Below are 25,013 nucleotides of genomic sequence, written 5' to 3'. Positions count from 1 at the left end.
GTTCTAGAGCCTCTCGTGGGAACAATCAATTCTGTTGATTATTACCATTGTCTTTATGAACTTTTATATCGACTTATCAAGAGTAGCATTAGCCCTGTACCCACTTTATCGCCCTCCCAAGGAGCAACCCTCATGAAACGCCAAGTACTCGCTACCGTCCTGTTATCCATCCTGGCTTCCAGTGCCTTTGCCCTGCCAGCCGCCGAACAGGCCACCCCACAGAACAAAGCTCAAGCCGTGCAGTCCAGCCAGACCCTGGCGCGCAGCGGTTCGCAAGAAGACGAAAACCGTGACTACGCCAAAGGCGCTGTCGCTGAAAACGGTTCGGAACAGGCCAACAAACGCGCCTACACCGAAGGCCTGACCGAAGGTGGCAACGACCGCCTGCAAGAAAAAGGTCTGGTAGAAGGCGGTGCTGAACAAGCCAATGATCGCGCCTACACCCAAGGTCTTGCTGAAGGCGGTGCCGACCGTCTGGAAGAACTGCATCAAGCACAGAGCTAAGCCCATGGTGGCCCATAAAAAAGCCCGGTCTGTCGATCGGGCTTTCGCTTTTATATAGACCGCGTCACGTCTCGCCCCCGCCAAGTTCGACGCCGGCAAAGCGGTTTTGCTAGAGTGCGTCGCTGTACTCGCTGACAAAGCCCATCCGCTCATGCTGCCCCGCGCCGAACAGAAGCAACAGACCCGCCTCGCCTTGATGGACGCTGCCCGCCATCTGATGGAGTGTGGCCGTGGGTTTGGCAGCCTGAGCCTGCGCGAAGTGGCGAAGGCCGCGGGTATCGTACCCACCGGGTTCTATCGCCATTTCGCCGACATGGACGAGCTTGGGCTCGTATTGGTCAGTGAAGTCGGCCAGACCTTCCGCGCCACGATTCGACTGGTGCGCCACAACGAATTCGTGATGGGCGGGATCATCGATGCGTCCGTGCGGATCTTTCTCGATGTGGTCTCGGCCAACCGTTCCCAGTTCCTGTTCCTGGCCCGCGAACAATATGGCGGTTGCCTGGCGGTGCGCCAGGCCATCGGCGCCCTGCGCGAAGACATCACCCGCGACCTGGCGGCCGACCTCACGCTGATGCCCAAGCTGCAACACCTGGATGCCGAAGGTTTGCACGTAATGGCTGACCTCATCGTCAAAAGCGTGTTCGCCACCCTGCCCGACATCATCGACCCACCCGCCCACGCGTTGCCTGCCCATCTCACGCCCCAGGCGAAGATCACCCAGCAATTGCGCTTCATCTTTATCGGCCTCAAGCATTGGCAAGGCCTGGGCAGCACCGAGTAATGCCTCAGCCGGCCGTATGAAAGCGCTTGGCCGTGGTGTAGTTCTTGCTCCAATAGGTATTGCTCAACGAATCGATACGCACATTTTTGCCGGTACGCGGTGAATGGATGAATTTGCCTTCGCCGATATACAGCCCGACGTGACTCACCCGCCCCTGCCCGTTGCCTTTGAAAAAGACCGCGTCGCCCGGCTTCAACGCAGTGCGCTTGATGGTCGCGGCGGTGGAACGGTGCATCGCAGCCGTGGTGCGCGGAAGCTGAATATTCGCTTCGGTCTTGAACAGATAGACCAGGAAACTGCTGCAATCGAACCCTTGCTCGGTAGACGTACCGCCCCACTTGTAGGGTGTGCCGAGCAATTGATGGGCCCGGTCGATCACATCGTCGACCGAGGATGATGCGGGCTTGGAAACAAAGGTGGGCGGCTGTTGAAGAGTGGCCGAGGCTGATGAGATAAGGCACGACAGGCTGACAATGACGGAACAGATAAGTGACTTGAACATGATGAACATCGCAGTGAATTAAACACGGCGCGAATCTTAAACAACCCCCGTGTAACTCCACGAAGGCCGATTCCCGTGACTTTGTGGGATAAATCCTTAAAAACGCAATGAAGAATTGGATGAAAGAAGTTTCATGCAACACACGGCCGCTCACCACGCAAAATGCCCTTTTACGGTGCTAAAACCCGCTCAAGCGCACCAAATTGCCACACAGATGCACTCAGCGAGTGCCCTGCCTTGTGGCGCTCGCGCCCTGCTGACAGGAAATTCCTACGCACCTTCCGGGTTGGCAAGCCCCTTGCTCTAGCTCCCTTATCGCTCATAGCCGGAAGCTTTCTGATGCTGGTGATCCACCGCCGAATCGCCCCGCAAGCCCTCTGGGCCGCCGAACTGCTGCTGAACTTCGAAGCCCGCAGCAAAAGCCGCCTGCGCTGTTTCAGTGCCGAGGGTGAAGACGTCGGCCTGTTTCTGGAGCGTGGGCAGTCGCCGCTGCATGACGGCGAATTCCTACAAGCTGAAGACGGACGCGTCGTACGTGTCTGCGCGCGTCCTGAACAACTGCTGCACGTCACCTGTCGCAACGCGTTTGAACTGACCCGCGCCGCCTATCATCTTGGCAACCGCCATGTGGCCCTGCAGGTCGGCGATGGCTGGCTGCGCCTGCTCGATGACTACGTGCTCAAGGCCATGCTTGAGCAGCTGGGCGCCGATGTGCACACCATCGAGGCGCCCTTCCAGCCTGAACACGGGGCCTACGGCGGTGGCCATCATCATTCGCGGCATGGCGATGAAGCCTTCAACTATGCGCCCAAACTGCATCAGTTCGGCGTGCGTCTATGAACCCAGCCTGGGCGCTGTTGCGCCTGGCCAGTCCGCAGTTGCCGATTGGTGGCTACAGCTATTCCCAGGGACTGGAAATGGCCGTGGACAACGGCCGCGTCAACGATGCCGCCAGCGCGCGGGGCTGGATCAGCGATCAATTGCTGCTCAACCTCGCGCGTTTCGAAGCGCCGTTGCTGCTCGCCCATTGCCGCGCGGCCACAGAACAGGCGTGGCCACGCTTGGCGCAGCTGTGTGAAGAACACCGTGCCAGCCGCGAAACCCGCGAGCTGTATCAGGAGAGCCGGCAGATGGGCTACTCCCTGCAGCAACTGCTCAATGGCTTGCCGGAACTGGACGCCGCCGCCCGCGACTTTCTTGCCCAACACCCTGAACCCCATCTCGCCCTCGGCTGGGCGCTGGCCGCGCGGGCCTGGGCAATCAGCCCCGACGACGCGCTCGCCGCCTGGCTATGGAGCTGGCTGGAAAATCAACTGGCCGTGCTGATGAAAACCCTGCCCCTGGGCCAGCAAGCCGCGCAGCGCCTGACCAGCGAGCTGCTGCCGCTGCTGCAACAGGCCCAGCAGCATGCCGACCGCATCGAACCCGATCATCTGGGCAGCGCCGCCTTTGGCCTGTCTTTGGCATGCATGGCTCATGAACGCCAGTACAGCCGCCTGTTCCGTTCCTGAGACTGTTTTTTGGAGAACCTGACATGAACACACAACCCCTGCGCGTCGGCATCGGCGGCCCGGTAGGCTCCGGCAAGACGGCCCTGACCCTGGCCCTGTGCCTGGCGCTACGCGACCGCTACAACCTGGCGGTGGTCACCAACGACATCTACACCCGCGAAGACGCCGATTTCCTGGTGCGCAACCAGGCCCTGGCGCCGGAGCGCATCATCGGCGTGGAAACCGGCGGCTGCCCGCACACCGCCATCCGCGAAGATGCCTCGATCAACCTGGAGGCGGTGGACCAACTCAACCGGCGTTTTCCCGGCCTGGACCTGATTCTGGTGGAGTCCGGCGGCGACAACCTGTCGGCGACATTCAGCCCCGAGCTGTCAGACCTGACCATCTATGTGATCGATGTGTCCGCCGGCGACAAACTCCCGCGCAAGGGCGGGCCCGGTATTTGCAAATCCGACCTGCTGGTGATTAACAAGATCGACCTCGCGCCGCTGGTGGGTGCCTCGCTGGAGTTGATGAACAGCGACACTCAACGCATGCGCAATGGCAAACCTTTTGTGTTCAGCAACCAGAAAACCGGCGTCGGCCTGGATGAAATCGTCGCCTTTATCGAACGCCAAGGCCTGCTGACCGCTGCCTGATCCCCCTACGGAGCCTGTATATGAACCTCAAGAAACTGTTCGCCGCCGCGTTGCTGCTGGCCCCCGCCCTCGCGTTTGCTCACCCGGGTCACGGCGACAATGGCCTGGTTGCCGGCATCAGCCACCCGCTGGGCGGTCTCGATCACTTGCTGGCCATGGTTGCGGTCGGGCTGTGGGCGGCGCAGCAAAAAGGCAATGCACGCTGGGCCCTGCCTTGCGCCTTCGTCGGCACCATGTTGATTGGCGGCATGCTGGGGTTTGAAGGCCTGCAATTGCCGGCGCTGGAAAGCGGGATTGCCGCCTCGGTGCTGGCGCTGGGCCTGGCGGTGGCGCTGGCAGTACGGCCGCCGTTGTTCGTGGCGGTGGGTGTGACGGCGTTGTTTGCCCTGTTTCACGGCGTGGCCCATGGCTTGGAGTTACCGGACATGTCCAGCCCCTGGGCGTATGCGGCGGGGTTTGTCGGCGCAACTGCGGCGCTGCACGCAGCCGGTTATGCCGTGGTGCGCCTGCTGCCGGCGGCGGCGGCACCGTTGGTGCGGGTGGCCGGGGCTGCATCGGCGGCGACTGGGGTCTGGTTGTTGGCGGGCTGATAGATCGTTCCCACGCTCCGCGTGGGAATGCAGCCGGGGACGCTCCGCGTTCCCACGCATGACGCGGAGCGTCATGAAAACCATTCCCACGCAGAGCGTGGGAACGATCAGCCTGATACCATGCGCGCCACACCCCTGCCGTGACGACGCCAGCCGATGCCCCAACCTCTTTTGAATTCCGTGCTCACGCACTTCCATGACCTGATCGTGCCGCTCTGGCAGGGCCCGGGCTGGAATGCCGACCTGGCGCTGCCGTACGAGGCACTGGACGCCGATCACCAGCCGTTGCCTCCACAACGCTACCGCGCCATGGCCTGCGCCCGGCAGTTGTACCTGTTCGCCAGCCTGATCGGCGAACCCGGTGCAGCCTTTGCCGAGGAGCGCGCCGCCACACTGTTCCGTTCCCTGCAACGGCACTTCCACGACGCCGAACACGGCGGCTGGTTCTACAGCATCGACCCGGCCGGGCAGCCGCTGGATAAACGCAAAGACCTCTATACCCACGCCTTCATCATCTTTGCCTGCGCCCATTACTGGGCCAAGGTGCGTGAACCGTTGATGGAATCGGTGCTCAATGCCGCGCTTGCCGTGGTCGCCGAACGCTTCGCCAGCGGCGACGGCCTCTACGAAGCGGTGCTTGAGCGCAACTGGTCAAGCCTCAAGTCGGGCCCCTTGCAGAACCCGCTGATGCACCTGGCCGAAGGCTTTCTCGCCACACTGGCGGTGCGTGACGATCCCCTCACGCGTGACGCATTGCTGGACTTGGCCGGCGCCCTGCAAAAGCGCTTTATCGACCGCCAGCACGGCGTGATGATGGAAAAACCGCTGGGCGCTGTGGATAACTGGTTCGAGCCAGGGCATCAGTTCGAGTGGTTCTTTTTGCTCGAGTCGTCGGATGTGCTGCGCGGTACAGCGCTGCATGCCTCACTGACGCGAGCGTTTGCCTATGCCGAGCAAAAGGGTGTGGATAAGTTAAGCGGTGCGGTCAGCGGCATGCTTGCCCTGGACGGCAGCGTGCGCGACGGCACTCAACGTATCTGGGCGCAGGCTGAATACCTGCGGGCGTTGACCCTGAGACCTGACAGCGAGGCAGTGCTGCAGCGTCAATTGCTGGCGCTGCAAGAGCATTTCCTGCATGGGAAGGGTTGGCATGAATGCCTGGATGCCGACGGTCAGGTGAGCCGCCGGGATATGCCTTCTACCACACCTTATCATTTGGCGACTTGCTATCAGGGTCTGACCCAGCATTTGGGCTGACCTTACGGGCCTCATCGGGGGCAAGTCGAATCGTCGCACCGCCCCTACCACATTTGACTGTGTGAACCCGATCCAATGTGGGAGGGGGCTTGCTCCCGATGGCCTCACCTCGGTCTAACTGACTTCATGCAATCCACTTGCGATCCCCAGTAAAACTGATCGTCAACCAGCGCGCCGCATCCGGCGTGCCTAGCCCTGTGGCTATCTCCTCGCGCAGTCTGTCGAGGGTCGCGACGTTATCCACCGGGTAATCCGCCGGCAACACCACATGGATTTCGATGAACCGCGCCCGCCCGTGCTTTTGCACATAGGACACGTAGTCATCGAAACCATGCCTGGCCTGGGCCGCGTCCATCACTTCGCGCACGGTGTCGTCCAGGTGATCCGGGGCGATCCCCAGCACCTCACGCAACGCCGGGCGCAGGATCTTGAAGGCCGGCGCCAGCATGCTCAGGGCCAACAGGATCAGGATCAGCGGGTCGACATACACCGCCCACTCGCTATACCCCTGGGACTTGAGCAGCAGTGCCGCCAGAAAGCTGATCAACAGGCCCACCGACAGCATTGCGTCTACCAGCCAACTGATGTTGTCGAACTGGATCAGCGAGGATTTCAGCGTGCGATTGCGGTAGCGCACATAGAAGAAGTAGGCGAACTCCACCACGGTAAACACCGCCGCATAAATGATCACCAGCCCCAACTCGATCTCGCGCCCGCCATTGATGATGCCGAACACGCCGTTGAGAAACGCATAGATGGCGATCAACAGCAGAAAGCTGCCTTCGATCAACAGCACCATGGGCTCCAGGTGCCAGTAGCCGAACTGGAACCGCTCGTTGCTTTTCTTGGCGATCAGCTTGGCCGTGATCAGCATCAACACCTTGATGGCGGTGGCGATCAGCGAGAAAAAGCCGTCGAACAGAATGGATTGGGCGCCGGATATCACACCCGTGACAATCCCGGCGGTCGCAACTGCGAACATCAGGATGGTCGATTGTTTGAGCAGTGCCTGCTCACCTCGGTTACTCACATTTCCTCCCGTCAAAACCTTTAAACCGCACAGTGCGGAGGGTTTTCAGGAGCGGAGTGTACCTTTGATCGTTCCCACGCTCTGCGTGGGAATGCATGGTGTGACGCTCTGCGTCACCAGCAAAGCGCGACGCAGAGCGTCCCCGGCGGTATTCCCACGCGGAGCGTGGGAACAATCAGTTGAGCCTTACTTGGCCCCACGCTCAATCGCAAACCCAGCCCAGGTCTGGCTCACCGGCATCAGCTCCAAGCGGTTGATATTCACGTGCGCCGGCGTATTCAGCACCCAGAAGATCGTGTCGGCAATATCCTGCGGCTGGATCGGCTCGGCGCCCGCGTAGGTCGCGTCATAACGCGCCTGATCACCGCCGAAACGCACCAGGGAAAATTCGCTCTCGCACAAGCCCGGCTCGATATTAGTCACCCGCACGCCGGTGCCTTGCAGGTCGCAGCGCAGGTTCAGTGAGAACTGCTTCACGAACGCCTTGGACCCGCCATACACATGGCTACCCGGATAAGGGTAGTTACCGGCGATGGAACCCAGGTTGATGATCCCGGCGCCACGGCCATGGGCGATCAGGCGCGGCAGCAGCAGGTTGGTGGTGGTCAGCAGCCCTTTGATATTGGTGTCGACCATGGTTTCCCAATCGTCGAGGTTGCATTTGGGCGCAGGGTCGGTGCCCACGGCCAGGCCGGCGTTGTTGATCAGCCCGCGCAACGTGGCGAACGATGGCGGCAAATTAGCGATGGCGTCTTCCATGCCTTTGCGATCACGCACGTCCACCACCAGGCCATGCACTTCGGTTTGCTTGGAGAGCTCTTCGACCAGCGCATTCAAGCGCTCGGCACGCCGGCCGGTGAGCACCAGTTTCCAGCCAGCTTCGGCAAAACGGCGGGCACAGGCTTCACCGAAACCTGAAGTGGCGCCAGTAATAAACAGCGTGTCGGACATGGTGGTCTCCTTGCGGGCAACGGGAAAAGTTGCCAGCAGAATGCCCTTACGCTGCCCTCGCGGCAACCGCTATGCGCGCACTTTCATACTCATCTGATCATTTTTTAACCACGCCGGGCAGAGCTATGCAGATCAAGGCCTGCAGCCACATACGCGCAGGTTATCCACAACTGCGCCCACAGTCTTTGGGGGCAAGTGCAAATCGCCTTGAGCCACGTTATACAAGGCCTGCAGATGGTTTTAGAAAGTTTTTTGCTTGACCTGGACAGAGGCGTATGTAGGCGTTTTCCCCGGTGAACATCTGGACGATGGCTCCAGGCCAGTCATTCCGGCCTCTGCGGCAGTCTTTCCAGAGTTTAGTCACAGACTTATCCACAGGCTGGAGTGACACGCAACGGTCATATACCTGTGTCTTTAAACAGGTTGACAAACCCCTCGACGGGTCCCGAAAAAGTGGCTGGGCAAATACTAACCACACCGCTGCAAGCCGCGGTTTCAGAGGCCTGCAGCCAGCTACTCCCACCTTACCCACAGCCGGTTCCACAGCGGATGGGGACAAGTCAAAACTGTGACAAAACAGGGATTTGCGGCGGCTATATGTCGCGCTTTGGAGGGGAGCTGAATTTGTTTTCCACAATTTGGCGCAGGCCTTATGGATCACACAAAACAATGTGGGAGGGGCGGTGCGACGATTCGACTTGCTCCCGATGGCGGTGGGTCAGTAACAGATGTGCTGACTGATACACCGCTATCGGGGGCAAGCCCCCTCCCACAGGGGACCGAGATGTTATTGAGATCAGTGACCGCCCAGGTAGGCGTTGCGCACTTCCTCATTCACCAGCAGTTCCTTGCCGGTACCCGTCAGGCGAATCTCGCCGTTGACCATTACATAGGCGCGGTCCGACAAGCGCAGGGCGTGGTTGGCGTTCTGCTCCACCAGGAAAATGGTCATCCCGGTGGAGGCCAGCTCGCGCAGGGTGGAAAAGATCTGCTTCACCACGATCGGCGCCAGGCCCAGGCTTGGCTCATCGAGCAGCAACAGCTTGGGCCGGCTCATCAGCGCGCGGGCGATGGCGAGCATTTGCTGCTCGCCACCAGACATGGTCATCGCGCGCTGGTTACGCCGCTCCTTGAGCCGTGGAAACAGCTCGAACATGCGCTGCATGTCTTCCTGCGCGAACTTGTCGCCAATGGGGATGGTGCCCATCAGCAGGTTTTCCTCGACGGTCATGTCGGGGAATACCCGCCGCCCTTCCGGCGATTGCGCGATGCCGTTGGAGGCGATGTAGTGGGACGACTTGTGGGTAATGTCCACGCCGTTGTAGAGAATCTGCCCCGACTCAGCCCGCGGCTGGCCGAAGATCGACATCAGCAGCGTGGATTTGCCCGCGCCATTGGAGCCGATCAGGCTGACGGTTTCGCCTTCGTTGATGTACAGCGAGACTTTTTTCAGGGCCTGGATCGGGCCGTAGAACACGTCCAGGTCCTTCATTTCGAGGATAGGCCCGTTCATACGAGTTCCTCTTCGTCTGCGCCCAAGTAGGCGGCGATCACTTTCGGGTCGTTGCGGATCGCGTCCGGCCCGCCCTCGGCGATCACGTTGCCGTGGTCCAGCACCACGATGTGGTCGGAAATACTCATTACCATGCCCATGTCGTGTTCGATCAGCACCACTGTGAGGTCGTGTTCGTCGCGCAGCAGGCGAATCATCGCGCTGAGGGCTTCGGTTTCCTGAGGGTTGAGGCCCGCCGCCGGTTCATCCAGGCAGATGATCTGCGGCCGCGTGCACATCGCGCGGGCGATTTCCAGGCGGCGCTGCTGGCCGTAGGAAAGCTCGCCGGCGAGGCGGTTGGCGCAGTCCACCAGGTCGACCACTTCCAGCCAGTAGAAGGCATGGTCGAGGGCATCGCTTTCAGCTTTGCGGTAGCCCTTGGTGTTGAGGATACCGGCGAGCATGTTGCGGTTGACCCACATGTGCTGGGCCACCAGCAGGTTTTCCAGCACCGACATTTCCTTGAACAGGCGAATGTTCTGGAAGGTCCGCGCCAGGCCCGCACGGTTCACCAAATGGGTGCCGCCGAACATCTTGTAGTACACCCGGCTGAAAAAGCTTTTCGGCGAGACGAAATCGGTGGCCTGGAAGCGCTCACCCAGTAACTGGATCACATTGGTCTGCTTGCCACGCACGTTGAGTTCGATCTTGCCGCCACTGGCCTTGTAGAAACCGGTGAGGCAGTTGAACACGGTGGTCTTGCCTGCGCCGTTGGGGCCGATCAGGGCGAAGATCGAGTTGCGCTTCACCTTGAGGCTCACGTCGCTCAGGGCCTTGATGCCACCGAAGTGCATCATCAGGTGTTCAACGGAAAGGACGACTTCCTTGCTCATGGCGCCACTCCTTTACGTGGTGTCACACCGGTACGGCTGATGCGGATCAACCCGCGCGGTCGCCAGATCATCATCACCACCATCAACACGCCAAACAGCAGCACGCGGTATTCAGAGAAGCTGCGCAGCAGTTCCGGGGCAACGGTCAACACGAACGCCGCGATCACCACACCAACCGTCGAGCCCATGCCGCCCAAGACCACGATGGCCAGGATCAACGCCGACTCGAAGAAGGTAAACGACGACGGGTTGACGAAGCCCTGATAGCTGGCAAAGAACACCCCGGCCAAGCCGGCCGTGGAGGCACCGATGGTGAACGCCGAGAGCTTGACCAGTACGTGGTTCAGGCCCATGGAGCGGCAGGCGATTTCATCTTCGCGCAGGGCTTCCCAGGCACGCCCGACCGGCATGCGGGTCAGGCGATGCTTGATGTACAGCACGGCCAGCACCACCAGGAACAGCACGATGTAGATGAACATGAACTTGATATTGGGGTTGTAATCGATGCCGAAGAACTCGTGGAACGGAATGCCGCCGTCCTTGGCACGCTTGCCGAACTCCAGGCCGAGGAAGGTCGGCGAAGGCACCGGCATGCCGTTCGGGCCACCGGTGAACGACAGCCAGTTGTTGAGCACCAGGCGAATGATTTCACCGAAGCCCAGGGTCACGATGGCCAGGTAGTCACCATGCATTCGCAATACCGGAAAGCCGAGTATGCACCCCGCCAACGCCGCCGCGATGGCGGCCAGCGGCAGCACCGTCCAGAAACCCAGGCCGAGGTATTGGTAACCCAGCGCCAGGCCGTAGGCGCCGATGGCGTAGAACGCCACATAACCCAGGTCGAGCAGACCGGCCAGACCCACCACGATGTTCAGGCCCAGGCCGAGCAATACGTAGATCAGCCCGAGGATCACCACGGTCAGCAGGTACTTGTTGGCAAAGATCGGAAACACGATGGCGATCACGATCAACGCCGGAATGATCCAGCGCAGCCGCGACTTGTAGTCCGGCGCCCGCACGTGCACGCCGGAGCCGCTGCTTTCGAAACCCTGCAGGATCTTCACGCCCTTGGGGGTTTGCAGGAACAGGCTGAGGGCAAAGCGCCCGGCCATCACGATGGCGACCAACGTGGCCACGCGCGCCGGTTCCAGGTTGAAGCTGTAGCCGTCGAGCACCACGCCGACGATCGGGCCGAACACGATCAGCGAAATCAGCCCGGCGAGGACCGTATCGACCACACTTTTCTTGATATCGATAGATTTGGCAGCAGACATGTTTACACCTTCGCCACGAGTGGGCGACCAAGCAGGCCCTGGGGACGGAAAATCAGAATCACCACCAGCAGGGAGAAACTGAACACGTCTTTGTAGTCGGAGTTGATCAACCCCGAGAACAGCGACTCGGAGATACCGAGGATGATCCCGCCCAGCATCGCCCCAGGCAGGGAGCCGATGCCGCCGAGTACCGCTGCGGTAAACGCCTTGATGCCGATGATGAAGCCGGCATAGAAGTCGAAGGTGCCATAATTGAGGGTGATCAGCACGCCGGCCAGGGCGGCCATGGCGGCGCCGATGACGAATACGTAGGAGATCACACGGTCGGTGTTGATGCCCAGAATCGAGGCCATCTTGCGGTCTTGCTGGGTGGCGCGGCACATGCGGCCGAGCTTGGTGTATTTGATGATGTAGGTAAGCAACGCCATGCCGGCGAATGCCGCCACGAGGATGAACACTTTGGTGTAGGTGAGTTGCACGAACCCGGTGCCGATATCGACGCGCCAGGCGCCGGCCAGCAGGGTGGGAATGCCTTGTTGCTTGGCGCCCTGGGCGATCTGCGCGTAGTTCTGCAGGATCAGCGAGATACCGATGGCGCTGATCAGCGGAGCCAGTCGGGTGGAGTTACGCAGCGGTTTGTAGGCGACACGTTCGATGACCCAACCGTACACGCCGGTGACGACGACGGTGAAGACCAGGGTACCGAGAATGAGCAGCGGGAAGGATTCGATGCCGAAGTAAGCCAGCAGTGCCAGACTGATCGCCGCGAGGTAAGCGGAAATCATATAAACCTCGCCGTGGGCGAAGTTGATCATGCCAATGATGCCATAGACCATTGTGTAGCCGATGGCGATCAGGCCATAGACCGACCCGAGGGTCAGGCCGTTGACCAGTTGCTGCAGGAAAATACCATCCATAACGCAATCTCACGCGGTGAGCACCTGCACACCGGTGGGTGTGCGGCGCTTCTGGAGGAAAAGACAGATCTTGATCACAACCCAGTCCCCTTGTGGGAGGGGGCTTGCTCCCGATTGCGGTGTGCCAGTCAATAGATTTGAACCTGATCCACCGCTATCGGGAGCAAGCCCCCTCCCACATTGGGACTGTGGTGCAGAGCCTTACTTCTGCTTTTCCAGCTGGTGGTATTTACCGTCTTTGTCCCACTGGTAAACCACATAGTCGGAGATTTTCAGGTCGCCCTTGGTATCCCAGGCCTTTTCGCCCATGACGGTTTTAACCGGGTGAGCCTTCAGCCACTTGGCTGCGTCCTCGCCCTTGTTCGACTTGGCGCCGTTAAAGCCTGCGGCCAGGGCCTGGATCGAGGCGTAGGCGTACAGGGTGTAGCCTTCGGGCTCGGTGCCGTTTTTACGGAACTGCTCGACCACCGCCTTGCTGTCCGGCAACAGGCGCGGGTCGGCGCCGAAGGTCATGTAGACGCCGTCCACGTACTGCGCACCACCGGCGGTCGCCACCAGTTCGTCGGTTACGATGCCGTCGTCGGACATGAACTTGACGTCTTTCAAGCCAGCTTCACGAATCTGGCGAACCAGCGGGCCGGCTTCCGGGTGCAAGCCGCCGAAGTACACGACGTCGGCGCCCAGGGAGCGGATCTTGGTGACCAGGGCGCTGAAGTCTTTCTCGCCACGGGTCAGGCCTTCTTCCAGCACCGGTTTCACGCCGCGCTTGGTCAACTGGGCAGCGGTGGCGTCGGCCAGGCCCTTGCCGTAGGTGTCCTTGTCGTTGATGACCGCGACTTTCTTGCCCTTGAGCACGTCGACGATGTAGTCGCCGGCGACGATGCCCTGCTGGTCGTCACGCCCGCACATGCGGAACATGGCGCCCAGGCCGCGCTCGGTCACCTGTGGGTTGGTGGAGCCGGGGGTGATTGCGATGATGCCCGCTTCGTCATACACCTCGGAGGCCGGGATGGTGTTGGAGGAGCAGAAGTGCCCGACCACGCCGATCACTTTGTCCTGGTCGGCCAGGCGGTTGGCCACGGCCACCGCTTGTTTCGGCTCGCAGGCGTCATCCCCGGCCACCAGCACGATCTTCTCGCCGTTGACGCCACCCGCCTTGTTGACCTCATCGGCCGCCGCCTGGGCACCCTTCATGTACTGCTCACCGAAAGCGGCGTTGGCACCCGTCATCGGGCCTGCCACGCCAATTTTCACATCAGCTTGAACAAACGTAGAAACACCCAGCGCCGCTGCAACGGCGAGGGCCAGAAAACCTTTCTTGTAAAACGTCTGGGACATGAGTGGTGCTCCGATATTTTTGATTTTTGGCACGACAACTTGCATTCAAACTTTTCACTGAAAGCTCAGAGCAAGCCGCGTGCCATTACTTTTTTATTCTTCAAAAAGACACGGTGTCATTGTTATTGCTGGCGTTTCGAGTCCTTTCGCCAGGACGTGCAACCGTCTAGCCCCGACAGGTGCAACCGGCAAGCAAAAAAAGTACAACCCCGAACGGTGGCACCTGCAACCGGAGGGATAAACGACCGCTCCGCTAGTTGTAACCAAGTGCGTAACGGAACTGCACATTTACAGTGCGCGATTGCTACGACTTGCACCAATACAGATGGGTAGCCGGCTAAGAAAATGCCGGCCTCCGCGCGCTGTTTCGCGGATCAGATCACGATCCGCAGGCATTGCCCGGCGTGATACAGCGAGAATCCCGCTTCATACAGGCAACTGCGCAGGCCTGCGCCCGCCAGCGGTTGCATCGGTGTAAAGGGAATCGGCAGCGCCTGGGGATTCTGGTGACACAAATAGTCGGCAAACGCTTTGCCGACCACGCTGCCGGTGGTCACCCCGCGACCGTTATAGCCGGTGACCGCCACCAGCCCAGGCGCCGGCTCAAACAAACGCATCAAATGGTCGGGTGTAAAGGCAATGCAGCCGGTCCAGGTGTATTCCCACTGCACCGATTTGAGATACGGAAAGTAGTGCTGCTGCACTCGATCGGCCCACGCCTTGAGGAACCAGGCCGGCTTCTGGTTGCCGTTGCCCAGGCTGCCGAGCAACAGGCGGCCATCGGCATCGCGACGGATGCTGCTCAGCACCTGGCGCGTGTCCCATGAACCCTGGCCACCCGGCAGGATGCGTGAGGAAGCGTCGTCGGTGAGCGGTGCCGATGCGACCTGATAGTAATAACCGGGGAAGAAATTGCGGCGCAGCTCGGTCCATTCGCCTTCAGTGTAGGCATTGGAAGCGATCACCACCTGTGCGGCCCGCACCGCACCCTGGGCAGTCTGCACCAGCCAGTCTGCGCCCTGGCGTTCAAGCTGGGTCACCGGGGAATGATCGAATAACTGCCCGCCCAACCCGGCCGCCGCATTCGCCAGGCCGCTGGTGTAGGCCATCGGGTTCAAGGTGCCGGCGCGTCGGTCGAGCAACGCGGCGGCGATTTTCGTGGTGCCGGTGGCCTGCTCGCATGCCTGCCCGGTCAGCAACTCGACCGGCGCACCGCGGCGCTTCCATTGCGCTTCCCGGCTGCGCAAGTCCGCCTCGCCACGGGCATTGTGCGCCATGTGCAAAGTGCCCTCGCGGCGCAGTTGGCAATCGATGGCGTATTTGTCGATCAGGCCGAACACCAGCGACGGCGCGGCGCCCAACATGCGGTTGAGCTGACTGCCCACGGCTTCGCCGAAACCGGCTTCGATCTCGTCCGGCGGGATCCACATACCGGCGTTGACCAGCCCGACGTTGCGCCCCGAACCGCCATGGCCGGTGCGGTGGGCCTCCAGCACCGCGACGGTTTTACCCTGTTCCAGCAAGTGAATGGCCGCCGACAAACCGGTGATGCCTGCACCGATCACGCACACATCCACCTTGATTTCGCCTTTGAGCGCAGCGCGATCCGGCCGGCTCGGGGTGAGGTGTTCCCACAAACATGTTTCGCGTAAAGACATTGCCAGACTCCGATGAGACCTAACAAACAACTTTTCAGAATTGAAAATCCGGCCGAATGTGGGAGGGGGCTTACTCCCGATAGCGGTGGGTCAGCTACAGAGTCGCTGACTGAAGCACTGCTATCGGGAGCAAGCCCCCTCCCACATTTTTGCTCTCACTTCGACTTGAGGGGGCTTCAGTCGAAGGTGATGCCCTGAGCCAGCGGCAACTCCAGCGAGTAGTTCACGGTATTGGTCTGGCGCCGCATATACCCGCGCCACGCATCCGAGCCCGACTCACGCCCGCCGCCGGTCTCTTTCTCACCGCCAAACGCCCCACCGATTTCCGCACCACTGGGGCCGATGTTGACGTTGGCAATCCCGCAGTCACTGCCCACTGCCGACATGAACTGCTCGGCTTCGCGCACATCGGTCGTGAAGATGCATGACGACAAGCCTTGTGGCACCGCGTTGTTCAGACGCAGGGCCTCGGCGAAGTCGGTGTAGCCGATCACATACAGAATCGGCGCGAAGGTCTCGGTGCACACCACGTCGCTCTGCTCGGGCATTTCCACAATCGCCGGCGACACGTAGTAGGCGTTGGGGAACTGCTCTTCCAACTGGCGCTTGCCGCCGAACACCTTGCCGCCCTCGCTCAGGGCTTGCTCCAGGGCGTCCTGCATGTTGTCGAAGCCATGCTTGTCGATCAGCGGACCGATCAGGTTGCCTTCCAGCGGGTGGCCGATGCGCACCTTGGCGTAGGCGGCCTTGAGACGGGTGACGATGTCGGCCTTGACCGATTCATGGGCGATCAGCCGGCGCAGGGTGGTGCACCGCTGGCCGGCGGTGCCGACCGCACTGAACAGGATGGCGCGCACGGCCATGTCCAGGTCGGCGCTGGGGCTGAGGATCATTGCATTGTTGCCGCCCAGTTCGAGGATGCTGCGGGCAAAGCGCGCGGCAACTTTCGGCGCCACTTCGCGGCCCATGCGCGTGCTGCCGGTGGCGCTGATCAGCGCCACACGCGGGTCATCCACCAGCGCGGCGCCGGCATCGCGACCGCCAATAATCACTTGGCTGAGGTACTGCGGTGCATCCTTGAAGTTCTTCAACACCCGTTCGAACAGCGCCTGGCAGGCCAGCGCGGTGAGCGGGGTCTTTTCCGACGGTTTCCAGATCACCGCATTGCCGCACACCAGCGCCAGCGTTGTGTTCCACGCCCACACGGCGACCGGGAAATTGAACGCGCTGATCACGCCGACCACGCCCAGTGGGTGCCAGGTTTCACGCATATGGTGGCCGGGACGCTCGGAGGCGATGGTCAAGCCGTAGAGTTGGCGCGACAAGCCGACGGCGAAGTCGCAGATGTCGATCATTTCCTGCACTTCCCCCAGGCCTTCCTGGGTGATTTTGCCGGCTTCCCAGGAGACCAGCTCGCCAAGGTCGGCCTTGTATTGGCGCAACATGTCGCCCAACTGGCGCACCAGCTCGCCGCGACGCGGGGCCGGCACGTTGCGCCAGGCGTCGAATGCATGCTCGGCGCGACTGACCTGCTGCTCCACCTCGGCCGCGCCTTCCCAGTGCACACTGCCGATACGGCTGCCATCGATCGGCGAATGCACGGGTTGTGTACCCGCCTGGTACAGCGCCGGGTCTACCCCGAGACGGTCAAGCAATGCGGCAACCATGGGTCACTCCTTCAAACAGAAACAGAAAAATGTGCGCCGCAACCGGCGCGGCGATCCAGGCCTCATTTGTAGCTGGCCCAAGACTTGCCAACAAACGACGATTAGGCGAGATATCATTCCGTTTATTCATGCAAAGAATAAAAAGAGGCATGCCGTGCTGAACAAAAGACATTTGCCTTCGATCACCGCCCTGCAGTGTTTCGAAGCCGCCACCCGCCACCTGAGCTTTACCCGCGCCGCCGAGGAACTGAACCTCACGCAAAGCGCGGTGAGCAAACAGGTGGCGCAGCTGGAAGAGTTGCTGCAACACCTGCTGTTTCGCCGGGTGCGGCGCCGCTTGCAGATGACCCCGGCGGGCGATCTGTACCTGGTAGAGGTGCGCAAGATCCTCACCCAAGTGGAGATGTCTACCCACTACCTGCGTTCCTACGGCGGCGAAACCGAAGTACTGCGCGTGTCCACGCCCTACACCTTCGGCGCGCGTTGGCTGGTGCCGCGCCTCAAGGGCTGGCGCCTGCGCCACCCGCAGATTCATTTGGACCTGTGCAACGAACAGGAACCGGATGAACTGCTGCAAGGCAAGGCCGACATGGCGTTCTACTTCGGCCAGGGTTCACGCCCCGGCACCGAAAGCCTGAAGTTGTTCAGCGAAGAACTCATCCCCGTGTGCGCCCCGGAGAGCCTGCCGGCAGCGCCGTTTACCGACCCCACCCAACTGAGCGAGCTGGTGCTGCTGCAAAACGCCTCACGCCCTCAAGGCTGGCATGACTGGTTCGCCAGCCAGGGCTTCCACACCGAGCACAGTTACCACGGGCCGCGCTTTGACACCTTTTATATGTGCATTCGCGCGGCGCAAGTCGGCTGCGGCGTGGCGCTGCTGCCACGCTTTCTGGTGGAAGAGGAATTGGCCGACGGCAAGCTGGTGATTCCCTGGCAGCATGCAATGCCGAGCCAGGATGCTTATTACCTCTCATATCCGGAGCATTCGGCGGAGGTGCCCAAGGTGCGCGAATTTGTGAAATGGATGATGGAGCAAGTTGTGTAGTGCCTGAAATACCGCTATCGGGAGCAAGCCCCCTCCCACAGGTTGGAATGCATTTCAAAATGTGGGAGGGGGCTTGCCCCCGATGGCGCCAGTGGCCTTGGCAAAAAAATCACTGGCAAACCGACCCAGGTCTATGCGCCACTAGCCCCCTTCCTCAATTGAGCGTAAAGGCCGGCGCCCCTCGCCGACCCGTCTGGAGATTCCCGTTATGAGCGAGAGTGTGTTTGCCGATCGCATCGTGCAGAACCTGCTCGACACCGACTTCTACAAGCTGACCATGATGCAGGCGGTGCTGCACAACTACCCCAACGTGGAGGTTGAATGGGAGTTTCGTTGCCGCAACAGCGAAGACCTGCGCCCTTACCTGGCGGAGATCCGCTATCAGATCGAGCGCCTCGCCGAGCTGAGCCTGAGCCCGGACCAATTGGGTTTCCTGGAACGCATCAGCTTCATGAAGCCGGATTTCTTGCGTTTTCTCGGGCTGTTCCGCTTCAACCTGCGCTACGTGCAGACCGGTATCGAGAACGGCGAGCTGTTTATCCGCCTGCGCGGGCCGTGGCTGCATGTGATCCTGTTTGAAGTGCCGATGCTGGCCATCGTCAGCGAAGTGCGTAACCGCTACCGCTACCAGACCGTGATCCTGGAGCAGGCCCGCGAGCAGCTGTACCGCAAGTTCGACTGGCTGACCGCCAACGCCAGCAGCGATGAGCTGTCCGAGTTGCAAGTGGCCGACTTCGGCACACGTCGGCGCTTCTCGTACCGGGTGCAGGAGGAAGTGGTCAGCGTGCTCAAGCACGACTTCCCTGGGCGTTTTGTCGGCACCAGCAACGTGCACCTGGCCCGCGAGTTCGATATGAAGCCGTTGGGCACCATGGCCCATGAGTGGATCATGGCCCACCAGCAACTCGGCCCGCGCCTGATCGACAGCCAGATCGCCGCCCTCGATTGCTGGGTCCGCGAGTACCGTGGCCTGCTCGGCATCGCCCTGACCGACTGCATCACCACCGATGCATTCCTCGGCGACTTCGATTTGTACTTCGCCAAGCTGTTCGATGGCCTGCGCCACGATTCCGGCGACCCGGTGCAGTGGGCAGAAAAAGCCATCGCTCATTACCACAAGCTCGGCATCGAGCCGATGAGCAAGACCCTGGTGTTCTCCGACAGCCTGACGTTGCCCAAGGCCCTGGAGATTTTCCGTGCGTTGCGCGGTCGCATCAATGTGAGCTTTGGCATCGGCACCAACCTGACCTGCGATATTCCAGGGGTGGAACCGATGAGCATCGTGCTTAAAATGACCGCCTGCAATGGACAGCCCGTCGCGAAGATTTCCGATGAAGCGGGCAAGACCCACTGCACCGACCCCAATTTCGTCGCCTATTTGCGTCACGTTTTCAAAGTACCTGCCCTATCCAGCAAGGAGTGAATCATGCAAGCCGTACAGCGTGAGATTGCGCAGCAGCTCAAGGTGCAAGCGCCGTTCAAAGACCAGGCCGCCCTTGAGGCAGAAGTCGCCAGGCGCGTGGCTTTTATTCAGGACTGCCTGCGCAATTCCGGGCTCAAGTCGTTGGTACTGGGCATCAGTGGCGGTGTCGACTCCCTGACCGCAGGCCTCTTGGCCCAGCGCGCCGTGCAGGAACTGCGCGCCAGCAGCGGCGACGAGGCCTATCGGTTTATCGCCGTGCGCCTGCCCTACGAAACCCAGTTCGACGAACACGAAGCCCAGGCATCGGTGGACTTCATCGAGCCGGACGAGCGCCACACCGTCAACATCGGCCCGGCGGTCAAAGCCCTGGCCAATGAAGTCGCGGCGTTCGAGGGCAAACCGGTAGCATCCCGCGACTTCGTGCTGGGCAACACCAAGGCGCGCATGCGTATGGTCGCGCAGTACACCATCGCGGGCGCGGCCGGTGGGCTGGTGATCGGTACCGACCATGCGGCGGAAGCGGTCATGGGCTTTTTCACCAAGTTCGGTGACGGCGCCTGCGACCTGGCGCCGCTGAGCGGGCTGGTGAAAAACCAGGTGCGGGCGATTGCGCGGCATTTCGGCGCGCCGGAGTCGTTGGTGGAGAAAGTGCCGACCGCCGACCTGGAAGACCTGTCGCCGGGCAAGCCGGACGAAGCGTCACATGGCGTGACCTATGCCGAGATCGATGCGTTCCTGCACGGCGAGCCGTTGCGGGAGGAGGCGTTCAGGATTATTTGCGAGACGTACCGCAAGACTGAGCACAAGCGCGTGATGCCGTTTGCGCCTTGAGGTGAGGCAGAGAGTTTTGCGTTGATTGTCAGAATGCCATCGGGGGCAAGCCCCCTCCCACACTTTGATTTGTGAATACATTCAAATGTGGGAGGGGGCTTGCCCCCGATGAACGATAACGCGGTCTTATTTGACGACCACAGTACCTTTCATCATCGAAATATGGCCTGGGAACGAGCAAAAGAACATGTAGTCCGTGCCCGCCGTCAGTTTGGACACATCGAAGGTCACCGAATCTTTCTCGCCGGCACCAATGATTTTGGTGTGGGCAATGACGCGGTCGTCATCGGCTTTCAGGTAGTCCTTGTCAATACCAGCGGCCATGCCGTCGGTTGCAACTGGCTGCATGTTGGCGGCGCTGGTCAGCACCCAGTTATGGCCCATGACGTTTTTCGGCAGGCTGCCAGAGTGAGTCAGCTCAACGGTAAACTGCTTGCAGCTCTTGTCGATGGTGATTTCTTTGGTGTTGAACGACATCTGGTCGGTGGAGTCGACAGTGACCTTGCACTCTGCGGCAAGCAACTGGCCGCTAGCCAGAGTCAGCAGGGAAACAGCAACGAGTTTGGCGAACATGTGAATCTCCAAGGCAGGGTTGAATAACGCGTATGGCGACAAGGGTGCCTCAATCAGGCGTGAGTTCTTATGATCTGCATCAACAGATTGTATACAACTTTAGGCTATCAGACTGATCAATACAATCTACCAGCCAACGTCGCGGCAACCGAATATGATCGGCCCATCCCCCCTTGGAGCCTGAGCCATGCACCTCAACCAACTGTTCAACGGCCTGCTGGCCGCTTACGCCAACGGTAAGTGAAGGCCAAGCGCGCTGCTAAGCTGCTACCATAGCGACCCAAGGCAGCCGCGCGCCGCCCACCCTCACCTTCGTACCCTAGAGGATCGCCCATGGCCAAACCTAATTACTCCTTCGCCAAACGTCAGAGAGACTTGGCCAAGGAACAGAAGAAAGAGGAAAAGCTGCAACGCAAGAAAGCCGCTGCAGATGAAGAGGCTGGAGCACTGAACCCGGATGCGGAAGGTGAAGTGGCAGCAGACGAGACTGAAACCCCGAAAGACCCGGCTGAATAATTGATCGTTCCCACGCTCTGCGTGGGAATGCAGCCTTGGACGTTCCGCGTCCCGGCGCACAGTGACGCTGAGCGTCACCGCAGGCGTTCCCACGCAGAGCGTGGGAACGATCCCGTTACATCAGTGGCATCACCGTCACCCGCACCTCCGGGTCATGGCTCCCTCCTCCCAGGATCACCCCTCGCAACGGCGACACATCGGAAAAATCCCGGCCCCACGCCAGGGTGATGTGCTCCAGCGCCGGCTGCACATTATTCGTTGGATCGAAATCCACCCAGCCCGACACCGGGCAGAACACCGACACCCACGCGTGCGACGCATCGGCGCCGATCAGCCGTGGCTGGCCGGGCGGTGGCTGGGTCAGCAGGTAGCCGCTGATATAGCGTGCCGCCAGCCCCCGCGAACGCAGGCAGGCGAGCATCAAGTGGGCGAAGTCCTGGCACACGCCGCGACGGCGCTCCAGCACTTCCACCAACGGCGTGGCGACCTGCGTGGCTTCGGCATCAAAGGTGAATTCGCTGAAGATCTTTTGCATCAGCGCCTGCACGCCCATCAACAAAGGCGCGCCAGGCGGGAAGCAGCTTTCGGAGAATTCGACGAAGGTTTTTTTCAAATGCACGTAGGGCGATTCGAAGCGATAGCGGCAGGCTTCGATCACCTCCAGCGACAGCGGTTGGCTGCTGTAGGTGAGGCTGTCACGGGTGCGGTCCCACGGCGGCGATTGCCGGAAGTCCAACGCGGGTCGCGTCAGCACTTCCACGGTCAGCCCGGCATTGACCAGCAGTTCATCATGGGGCCGCTCGAACGCCAGGCGCGTGATCGGGTTGCCGAACACGTCCAGTTCATCGCGGCGTGAAGAAGGCGGCGGGCTGATATCCAGGGTTTGCCAGGTGCAGCGTTGCCACGCACAGGGCCGTGGCCATAAATGCGCCAGCTGCTGGGCCAGGGACACCGGGCTGTCGTAGTGATAATGGGTGTCATGGAAAATCTGATAGCGCGCACTCATCACACCGACACCGTTTGCTGGCTGACATCATCCACATGGGCAAAGTGACGCAAGGCCAGGCGATCCGACACTTGCCCACTCTCATCGGCCACCGCTTGCAGCAGGTCGGCCAGGCCGTCCAACGCGGCGCGCACGCTGGCTTCGCCAAACAGCGGGTTCTCCAGGCACCCCAGGTCGAAGCGCGCCAATTGCTCCACCAACGGTCCCAGGCCGGTTTCCCGTGGCACGCCGAAATCATCGTTCAAGCGCCGCAAGGTACGGCTCACCAGTTTCAGCTGGAACAGCACCGCATGGGGGTTCTGCTCGTCGAGCAACAGCAGGTCGAGCACCGGAATCAGTTGCGGCACTGCCAGGTAACGCGAGCGGTAGGTGATGCTGCTGTTGCCCAGCTCCAGCAACCACTCCAACCCCGCCTGATCGAATACCGCCACACCGCGCAGGAACGCGGCAAGGCTGCTGCTGAGAAACTGCAGGCGCTCGATACGCCGACCCATCATCAAGAAGCGCCAGCCTTCATCGCGGGTCATATCGTCCAGGGCAAACCCCGACAGCGCCGCCAGGGACATCACCAGGCGGTTGAGGAAATCCAGCAACTCGCCGAAATCCGGGGTTTCGCTCTCCAATTGCAGGGCTTCGCGTTGCAGCTCCACCAAGGCCTGCCAGTTTTCCCGGGATAACTTGCCGCGCACCTGGGACGCCGCCCACTGCAAACGCTGCAAATTGGCGCGCAGGCTCGACGGCCAATCATCGCCGAGCAACGCGGCCAGCAAGCGTTCGGGAAGCGCCCCTTCATCCGGCAACAATCGCAGGCTCTCACCCAGCTCCACCGCCGCCTGCAGCGCCAACGGATCGTCACCGTCGACATAGCGCGCCAGCACGATGCGCAGCCAGCGCGCGCTGTCATCGCAGCGCTCGCAATAACGGCCAAACCAGAACAGGTTTTCTACCACGCGTGACGGCAGATACGGATCGCGGCGCACCAGGTCGTGTGCGCCTATCGCGCGCTGGGCGCGCCATTGCTCGCCACCGGGGGCACGTTCACCGAGCACCCAGGTGTCCTTGCTCGCACCGCCGCGCTGCATCGACACCACTTCGGCGTCGGCGTCAGCGGCCACGCGGGTCAAGCCGCCGGGCAGTACGCGGTAGCCGTCGTCACTGGCCACGGCGTATACGCGCATGCCGATGGCGCGGTGTTGCAAGTGGTCATCCACGGTGTGCCACACCGGCGCCTGGGACAGCTGCGCCAACTCCTGGGCGACGTAGGCGTAGGGCCGCGCGCGCATGCGTTCGGCCAGGGCCTGGCGTTGTTCGGCGTTCAGGTCGCGACCGAATACCGGAGCGAAACTTTGTGAAGGGAACGCCGGTTTGATCAGCAACTGCGGCAGCTTTTCCAGCGCCTCGGCCAGCACCGGCGCCTCGCCGCACCACCAGGTGGCGATGGACGGCAGGATCAGTGCTTCACCAAATAAAAATTCGTTGATCTTCGGCAGGAAACCGAGCAACCCCGGCGACTCCAGCACGCCACTGCCCAGGGCATTGGCCACCAGTACGTTGCCTTGGCGCACGGCATCGAGCAGGCCGGGTACGCCGAGGGCCGAATCGGTGCGCAGCTCCAGGGGGTCGCAAAAGTCGTCGTCCAGGCGACGCATGATCGCGTTTACGCGGCGCAGGCCACTGAGGGTTTTGAGGAACACCGTGCTGTCGCGCACGGTGAGGTCGCCGCCTTCCACCAGCGGGTAACCGAGCTGACGGGCGAGGTAGAGATGTTCGAAATAGCTTTCGTTGAAGCGCCCCGGCGTGAGCAGCACGATCAGCGGCGGCTGGTCATCGCCGGGCGCCTGGCGGGCCAAGGTGTCCTGGAGGGTGCGGAAGAAACCAGTGAGGTGTTGCACCTGCAGGTCACGGTACAAATCCGGGAAGGCGCGGGACACGATGGTACGGTTTTCCAGGGCATAACCGGCGCCCGAGGGGGCTTGGGTTCGGTCGGCGGTCACCCACCAGCGACCATCCGGCGTGCGGGCCAGGTCCACGGCGAACAGGTGCAGAAAAGCTCCGTCCGGCGGCTGGATACCCTGGCACGGCCAGAGAAAGTTGTTGTGGCCGAAGACCAGCTCGGCGGGCAGCAGGCCTTCTTCGATCAGGCGCTGCGGGCCATAGAGGTCGGCGAGGACGGCATTGAGCAGACGCGCCCGCTGGGCAATACCGGCCGACAGGTGCTGCCACTCATCAGCGGCCAGCACATGGGGCAACAGGTCCAGTTCCCATGGACGGTCGGCGCCCTTGGGGTCGGCGTAGACGTTGTAGGTCACGCCGTTTTCCTGAATCTGCCGGGTCAGCAATGCCTGGCGCTGGGCCAGTTGGGCCGGCGTGCTGCGTTGCAGGTGGTCGAGCAGGCGCTGCCAATGGGCACGCACTGCGCCGCTGGCATCCAGCAGTTCGTGATAGGTGCCTGGGGTCAGGGGGTAACGGTCGAGCAAATCGGACATGGAACGCTCGGCAGAGGCAAGGGGGGCTCAGGTTAACTCAAATTCACCGCGATCCAATGTGGGAGGGGGCTTGCCCCCGATTGCAGTGCATCAGCAACAGATATTCTGACTGACAGACCGCCATCGG

The 25,013-nt window shown here is 61.2% G+C and carries 24 protein-coding genes; 11 read left to right on the top strand and 13 right to left on the bottom strand.

The genetic code is table 11. The features are described from left to right. Positions 1-132 precede the first annotated feature (132 nt). Positions 133-504, top strand: coding sequence for a hypothetical protein (locus C4J91_RS02840; RefSeq protein ID WP_124361058.1), 372 nt, complete (start codon positions 133-135; stop codon positions 502-504). A 151-nt stretch (positions 505-655) separates the two neighbouring features. Continuing rightward, on the top strand, positions 656-1,288 hold the full coding sequence (locus C4J91_RS02835) for a TetR family transcriptional regulator (RefSeq protein ID WP_124361057.1): 633 nt from the start codon (positions 656-658) through the stop codon (positions 1,286-1,288). Positions 1,289-1,292: 4 nt separating this feature from the next. Here C4J91_RS02835 and C4J91_RS02830 read toward each other — a convergent pair whose 3' ends face one another. Next, positions 1,293-1,790, bottom strand: a complete 498-nt coding sequence (locus C4J91_RS02830; protein WP_124361056.1) for a C40 family peptidase — start codon at positions 1,788-1,790, stop codon at positions 1,293-1,295. A gap of 339 nt (positions 1,791-2,129) precedes the next feature. On the opposite strand from C4J91_RS02830, the gene ureE reads away from it, so the two are divergent. The 5 genes from ureE (at position 2,130) to C4J91_RS02805 (ending at position 5,786) form a co-directional block, all read left to right on the top strand. Continuing rightward, a complete protein-coding gene (ureE, locus tag C4J91_RS02825; RefSeq protein ID WP_124361055.1) occupies positions 2,130-2,630 on the top strand; it encodes an urease accessory protein UreE in 501 nt (166 codons plus the stop codon). Next, complete coding sequence (locus C4J91_RS02820; RefSeq protein ID WP_124361054.1) at positions 2,627-3,301, top strand: urease accessory protein UreF; 675 nt, start codon at positions 2,627-2,629, stop codon at positions 3,299-3,301. The genes ureE and C4J91_RS02820 overlap by 4 nt, the downstream gene beginning before the upstream one ends. Positions 3,302-3,324: 23 nt before the next feature. Beyond that, positions 3,325-3,939 (top strand): urease accessory protein UreG, encoded by a 615-nt coding sequence (gene ureG / locus C4J91_RS02815; protein WP_017849719.1) that lies wholly within the window; start codon positions 3,325-3,327, stop codon positions 3,937-3,939. Between the two features lie 20 nt (positions 3,940-3,959). Further along, on the top strand, positions 3,960-4,529 hold the full coding sequence (locus C4J91_RS02810; RefSeq protein WP_124361053.1) for a HupE/UreJ family protein: 570 nt from the start codon (positions 3,960-3,962) through the stop codon (positions 4,527-4,529). A 156-nt stretch (positions 4,530-4,685) separates the two neighbouring features. Continuing rightward, positions 4,686-5,786 carry an AGE family epimerase/isomerase gene (locus C4J91_RS02805; protein ID WP_124361052.1) on the top strand — a complete coding sequence of 367 codons (1,101 nt, stop codon included), beginning with the start codon at positions 4,686-4,688 and terminating at the stop codon, positions 5,784-5,786. Positions 5,787-5,910: 124 nt separating this feature from the next. Here C4J91_RS02805 and C4J91_RS02800 read toward each other — a convergent pair whose 3' ends face one another. From C4J91_RS02800 to C4J91_RS02755, 9 genes are all read right to left on the bottom strand, one after another. Then, a complete protein-coding gene (locus tag C4J91_RS02800; protein WP_124361051.1) occupies positions 5,911-6,816 on the bottom strand; it encodes a cation diffusion facilitator family transporter in 906 nt (301 codons plus the stop codon). Positions 6,817-7,002: 186 nt separating this feature from the next. Continuing rightward, positions 7,003-7,767 (bottom strand): SDR family oxidoreductase, encoded by a 765-nt coding sequence (locus C4J91_RS02795; RefSeq protein WP_124361050.1) that lies wholly within the window; start codon positions 7,765-7,767, stop codon positions 7,003-7,005. Between the two features lie 796 nt (positions 7,768-8,563). After that, positions 8,564-9,280, bottom strand: coding sequence for an ABC transporter ATP-binding protein (locus C4J91_RS02785; protein WP_124361049.1), 717 nt, complete (start codon positions 9,278-9,280; stop codon positions 8,564-8,566). Further along, positions 9,277-10,152, bottom strand: a complete 876-nt coding sequence (locus tag C4J91_RS02780; protein ID WP_124361048.1) for an ABC transporter ATP-binding protein — start codon at positions 10,150-10,152, stop codon at positions 9,277-9,279. Before C4J91_RS02780 ends, C4J91_RS02785 begins: the two co-directional genes overlap by 4 nt. After that, positions 10,149-11,426, bottom strand: a complete 1,278-nt coding sequence (gene livM, locus C4J91_RS02775) for a high-affinity branched-chain amino acid ABC transporter permease LivM (RefSeq protein WP_124361047.1) — start codon at positions 11,424-11,426, stop codon at positions 10,149-10,151. Before livM ends, C4J91_RS02780 begins: the two co-directional genes overlap by 4 nt. A gap of 2 nt (positions 11,427-11,428) precedes the next feature. Next, on the bottom strand, positions 11,429-12,343 hold the full coding sequence (locus C4J91_RS02770; RefSeq protein WP_048727385.1) for a branched-chain amino acid ABC transporter permease: 915 nt from the start codon (positions 12,341-12,343) through the stop codon (positions 11,429-11,431). Positions 12,344-12,544: 201 nt separating this feature from the next. Next, positions 12,545-13,681, bottom strand: coding sequence for a branched-chain amino acid ABC transporter substrate-binding protein (locus tag C4J91_RS02765; protein ID WP_124361046.1), 1,137 nt, complete (start codon positions 13,679-13,681; stop codon positions 12,545-12,547). Between the two features lie 374 nt (positions 13,682-14,055). Then, on the bottom strand, positions 14,056-15,339 hold the full coding sequence (locus C4J91_RS02760) for an FAD-binding oxidoreductase (RefSeq protein WP_124361045.1): 1,284 nt from the start codon (positions 15,337-15,339) through the stop codon (positions 14,056-14,058). A gap of 176 nt (positions 15,340-15,515) precedes the next feature. Further along, positions 15,516-17,006 carry an aldehyde dehydrogenase family protein gene (locus C4J91_RS02755; protein WP_124361044.1) on the bottom strand — a complete coding sequence of 497 codons (1,491 nt, stop codon included), beginning with the start codon at positions 17,004-17,006 and terminating at the stop codon, positions 15,516-15,518. A 154-nt stretch (positions 17,007-17,160) separates the two neighbouring features. Here C4J91_RS02755 and C4J91_RS02750 point away from each other — a divergent pair, with 154 nt between their 5' ends. The 3 genes from C4J91_RS02750 (at position 17,161) to nadE (ending at position 20,305) form a co-directional block, all read left to right on the top strand. Next, positions 17,161-18,051, top strand: coding sequence for a LysR family transcriptional regulator (locus C4J91_RS02750; RefSeq protein ID WP_124361043.1), 891 nt, complete (start codon positions 17,161-17,163; stop codon positions 18,049-18,051). A gap of 208 nt (positions 18,052-18,259) precedes the next feature. Beyond that, positions 18,260-19,474, top strand: coding sequence for a nicotinate phosphoribosyltransferase (pncB, locus tag C4J91_RS02745; RefSeq protein ID WP_124361042.1), 1,215 nt, complete (start codon positions 18,260-18,262; stop codon positions 19,472-19,474). A 3-nt stretch (positions 19,475-19,477) separates the two neighbouring features. Next, positions 19,478-20,305: an ammonia-dependent NAD(+) synthetase gene (gene nadE / locus C4J91_RS02740; RefSeq protein ID WP_124361041.1), complete on the top strand. Its 828-nt coding sequence runs from the start codon at positions 19,478-19,480 to the stop codon at positions 20,303-20,305. 126 nt (positions 20,306-20,431) lie between these two features. On the opposite strand, the gene azu is transcribed toward nadE, so the two are convergent. Continuing rightward, positions 20,432-20,878, bottom strand: coding sequence for an azurin (gene azu / locus C4J91_RS02735; protein WP_124361040.1), 447 nt, complete (start codon positions 20,876-20,878; stop codon positions 20,432-20,434). Between the two features lie 333 nt (positions 20,879-21,211). On the opposite strand from azu, the gene C4J91_RS02730 reads away from it, so the two are divergent. Beyond that, positions 21,212-21,394, top strand: a complete 183-nt coding sequence (locus C4J91_RS02730; RefSeq protein ID WP_057724239.1) for a hypothetical protein — start codon at positions 21,212-21,214, stop codon at positions 21,392-21,394. 115 nt (positions 21,395-21,509) lie between these two features. On the opposite strand, the gene C4J91_RS02725 is transcribed toward C4J91_RS02730, so the two are convergent. Together C4J91_RS02725 and C4J91_RS02720 are read right to left on the bottom strand one after the other, a co-directional pair. Beyond that, on the bottom strand, positions 21,510-22,400 hold the full coding sequence (locus C4J91_RS02725) for a transglutaminase family protein (protein ID WP_124361039.1): 891 nt from the start codon (positions 22,398-22,400) through the stop codon (positions 21,510-21,512). After that, positions 22,400-24,886 (bottom strand): circularly permuted type 2 ATP-grasp protein, encoded by a 2,487-nt coding sequence (locus C4J91_RS02720; protein ID WP_124361038.1) that lies wholly within the window; start codon positions 24,884-24,886, stop codon positions 22,400-22,402. The genes C4J91_RS02725 and C4J91_RS02720 overlap by 1 nt, the downstream gene beginning before the upstream one ends. Positions 24,887-25,013: the final 127 nt, after the last annotated feature.

The organism is Pseudomonas sp. R3-52-08, from assembly GCF_003851745.1.
GTDB lineage: Bacteria > Pseudomonadota > Gammaproteobacteria > Pseudomonadales > Pseudomonadaceae > Aquipseudomonas.
The sequence above is the reverse complement of the archived record's forward strand: the minus strand, read 5'-3'. Positions and strand labels throughout refer to the sequence as shown.

Coding starts and splice junctions, on each gene's coding strand:
- C4J91_RS02840 (WP_124361058.1), top strand. CDS start 133: ATGAAACGCCAAGTACTCGCTACCGTCCTGTTATCCATCCTGGCTTCC.
- C4J91_RS02835 (WP_124361057.1), top strand. CDS start 656: ATGCTGCCCCGCGCCGAACAGAAGCAACAGACCCGCCTCGCCTTGATG.
- C4J91_RS02830 (WP_124361056.1), bottom strand. CDS start 1,790: ATGTTCAAGTCACTTATCTGTTCCGTCATTGTCAGCCTGTCGTGCCTT.
- ureE (WP_124361055.1), top strand. CDS start 2,130: ATGCTGGTGATCCACCGCCGAATCGCCCCGCAAGCCCTCTGGGCCGCC.
- C4J91_RS02820 (WP_124361054.1), top strand. CDS start 2,627: ATGAACCCAGCCTGGGCGCTGTTGCGCCTGGCCAGTCCGCAGTTGCCG.
- ureG (WP_017849719.1), top strand. CDS start 3,325: ATGAACACACAACCCCTGCGCGTCGGCATCGGCGGCCCGGTAGGCTCC.
- C4J91_RS02810 (WP_124361053.1), top strand. CDS start 3,960: ATGAACCTCAAGAAACTGTTCGCCGCCGCGTTGCTGCTGGCCCCCGCC.
- C4J91_RS02805 (WP_124361052.1), top strand. CDS start 4,686: ATGCCCCAACCTCTTTTGAATTCCGTGCTCACGCACTTCCATGACCTG.
- C4J91_RS02795 (WP_124361050.1), bottom strand. CDS start 7,767: ATGTCCGACACGCTGTTTATTACTGGCGCCACTTCAGGTTTCGGTGAA.
- C4J91_RS02785 (WP_124361049.1), bottom strand. CDS start 9,280: ATGAACGGGCCTATCCTCGAAATGAAGGACCTGGACGTGTTCTACGGC.
- C4J91_RS02780 (WP_124361048.1), bottom strand. CDS start 10,152: ATGAGCAAGGAAGTCGTCCTTTCCGTTGAACACCTGATGATGCACTTC.
- livM (WP_124361047.1), bottom strand. CDS start 11,426: ATGTCTGCTGCCAAATCTATCGATATCAAGAAAAGTGTGGTCGATACG.
- C4J91_RS02770 (WP_048727385.1), bottom strand. CDS start 12,343: ATGGATGGTATTTTCCTGCAGCAACTGGTCAACGGCCTGACCCTCGGG.
- C4J91_RS02765 (WP_124361046.1), bottom strand. CDS start 13,681: ATGTCCCAGACGTTTTACAAGAAAGGTTTTCTGGCCCTCGCCGTTGCA.
- C4J91_RS02760 (WP_124361045.1), bottom strand. CDS start 15,339: ATGTCTTTACGCGAAACATGTTTGTGGGAACACCTCACCCCGAGCCGG.
- C4J91_RS02755 (WP_124361044.1), bottom strand. CDS start 17,006: ATGGTTGCCGCATTGCTTGACCGTCTCGGGGTAGACCCGGCGCTGTAC.
- pncB (WP_124361042.1), top strand. CDS start 18,260: ATGAGCGAGAGTGTGTTTGCCGATCGCATCGTGCAGAACCTGCTCGAC.
- nadE (WP_124361041.1), top strand. CDS start 19,478: ATGCAAGCCGTACAGCGTGAGATTGCGCAGCAGCTCAAGGTGCAAGCG.
- azu (WP_124361040.1), bottom strand. CDS start 20,878: ATGTTCGCCAAACTCGTTGCTGTTTCCCTGCTGACTCTGGCTAGCGGC.
- C4J91_RS02730 (WP_057724239.1), top strand. CDS start 21,212: ATGGCCAAACCTAATTACTCCTTCGCCAAACGTCAGAGAGACTTGGCC.
- C4J91_RS02725 (WP_124361039.1), bottom strand. CDS start 22,400: ATGAGTGCGCGCTATCAGATTTTCCATGACACCCATTATCACTACGAC.
- C4J91_RS02720 (WP_124361038.1), bottom strand. CDS start 24,886: ATGTCCGATTTGCTCGACCGTTACCCCCTGACCCCAGGCACCTATCAC.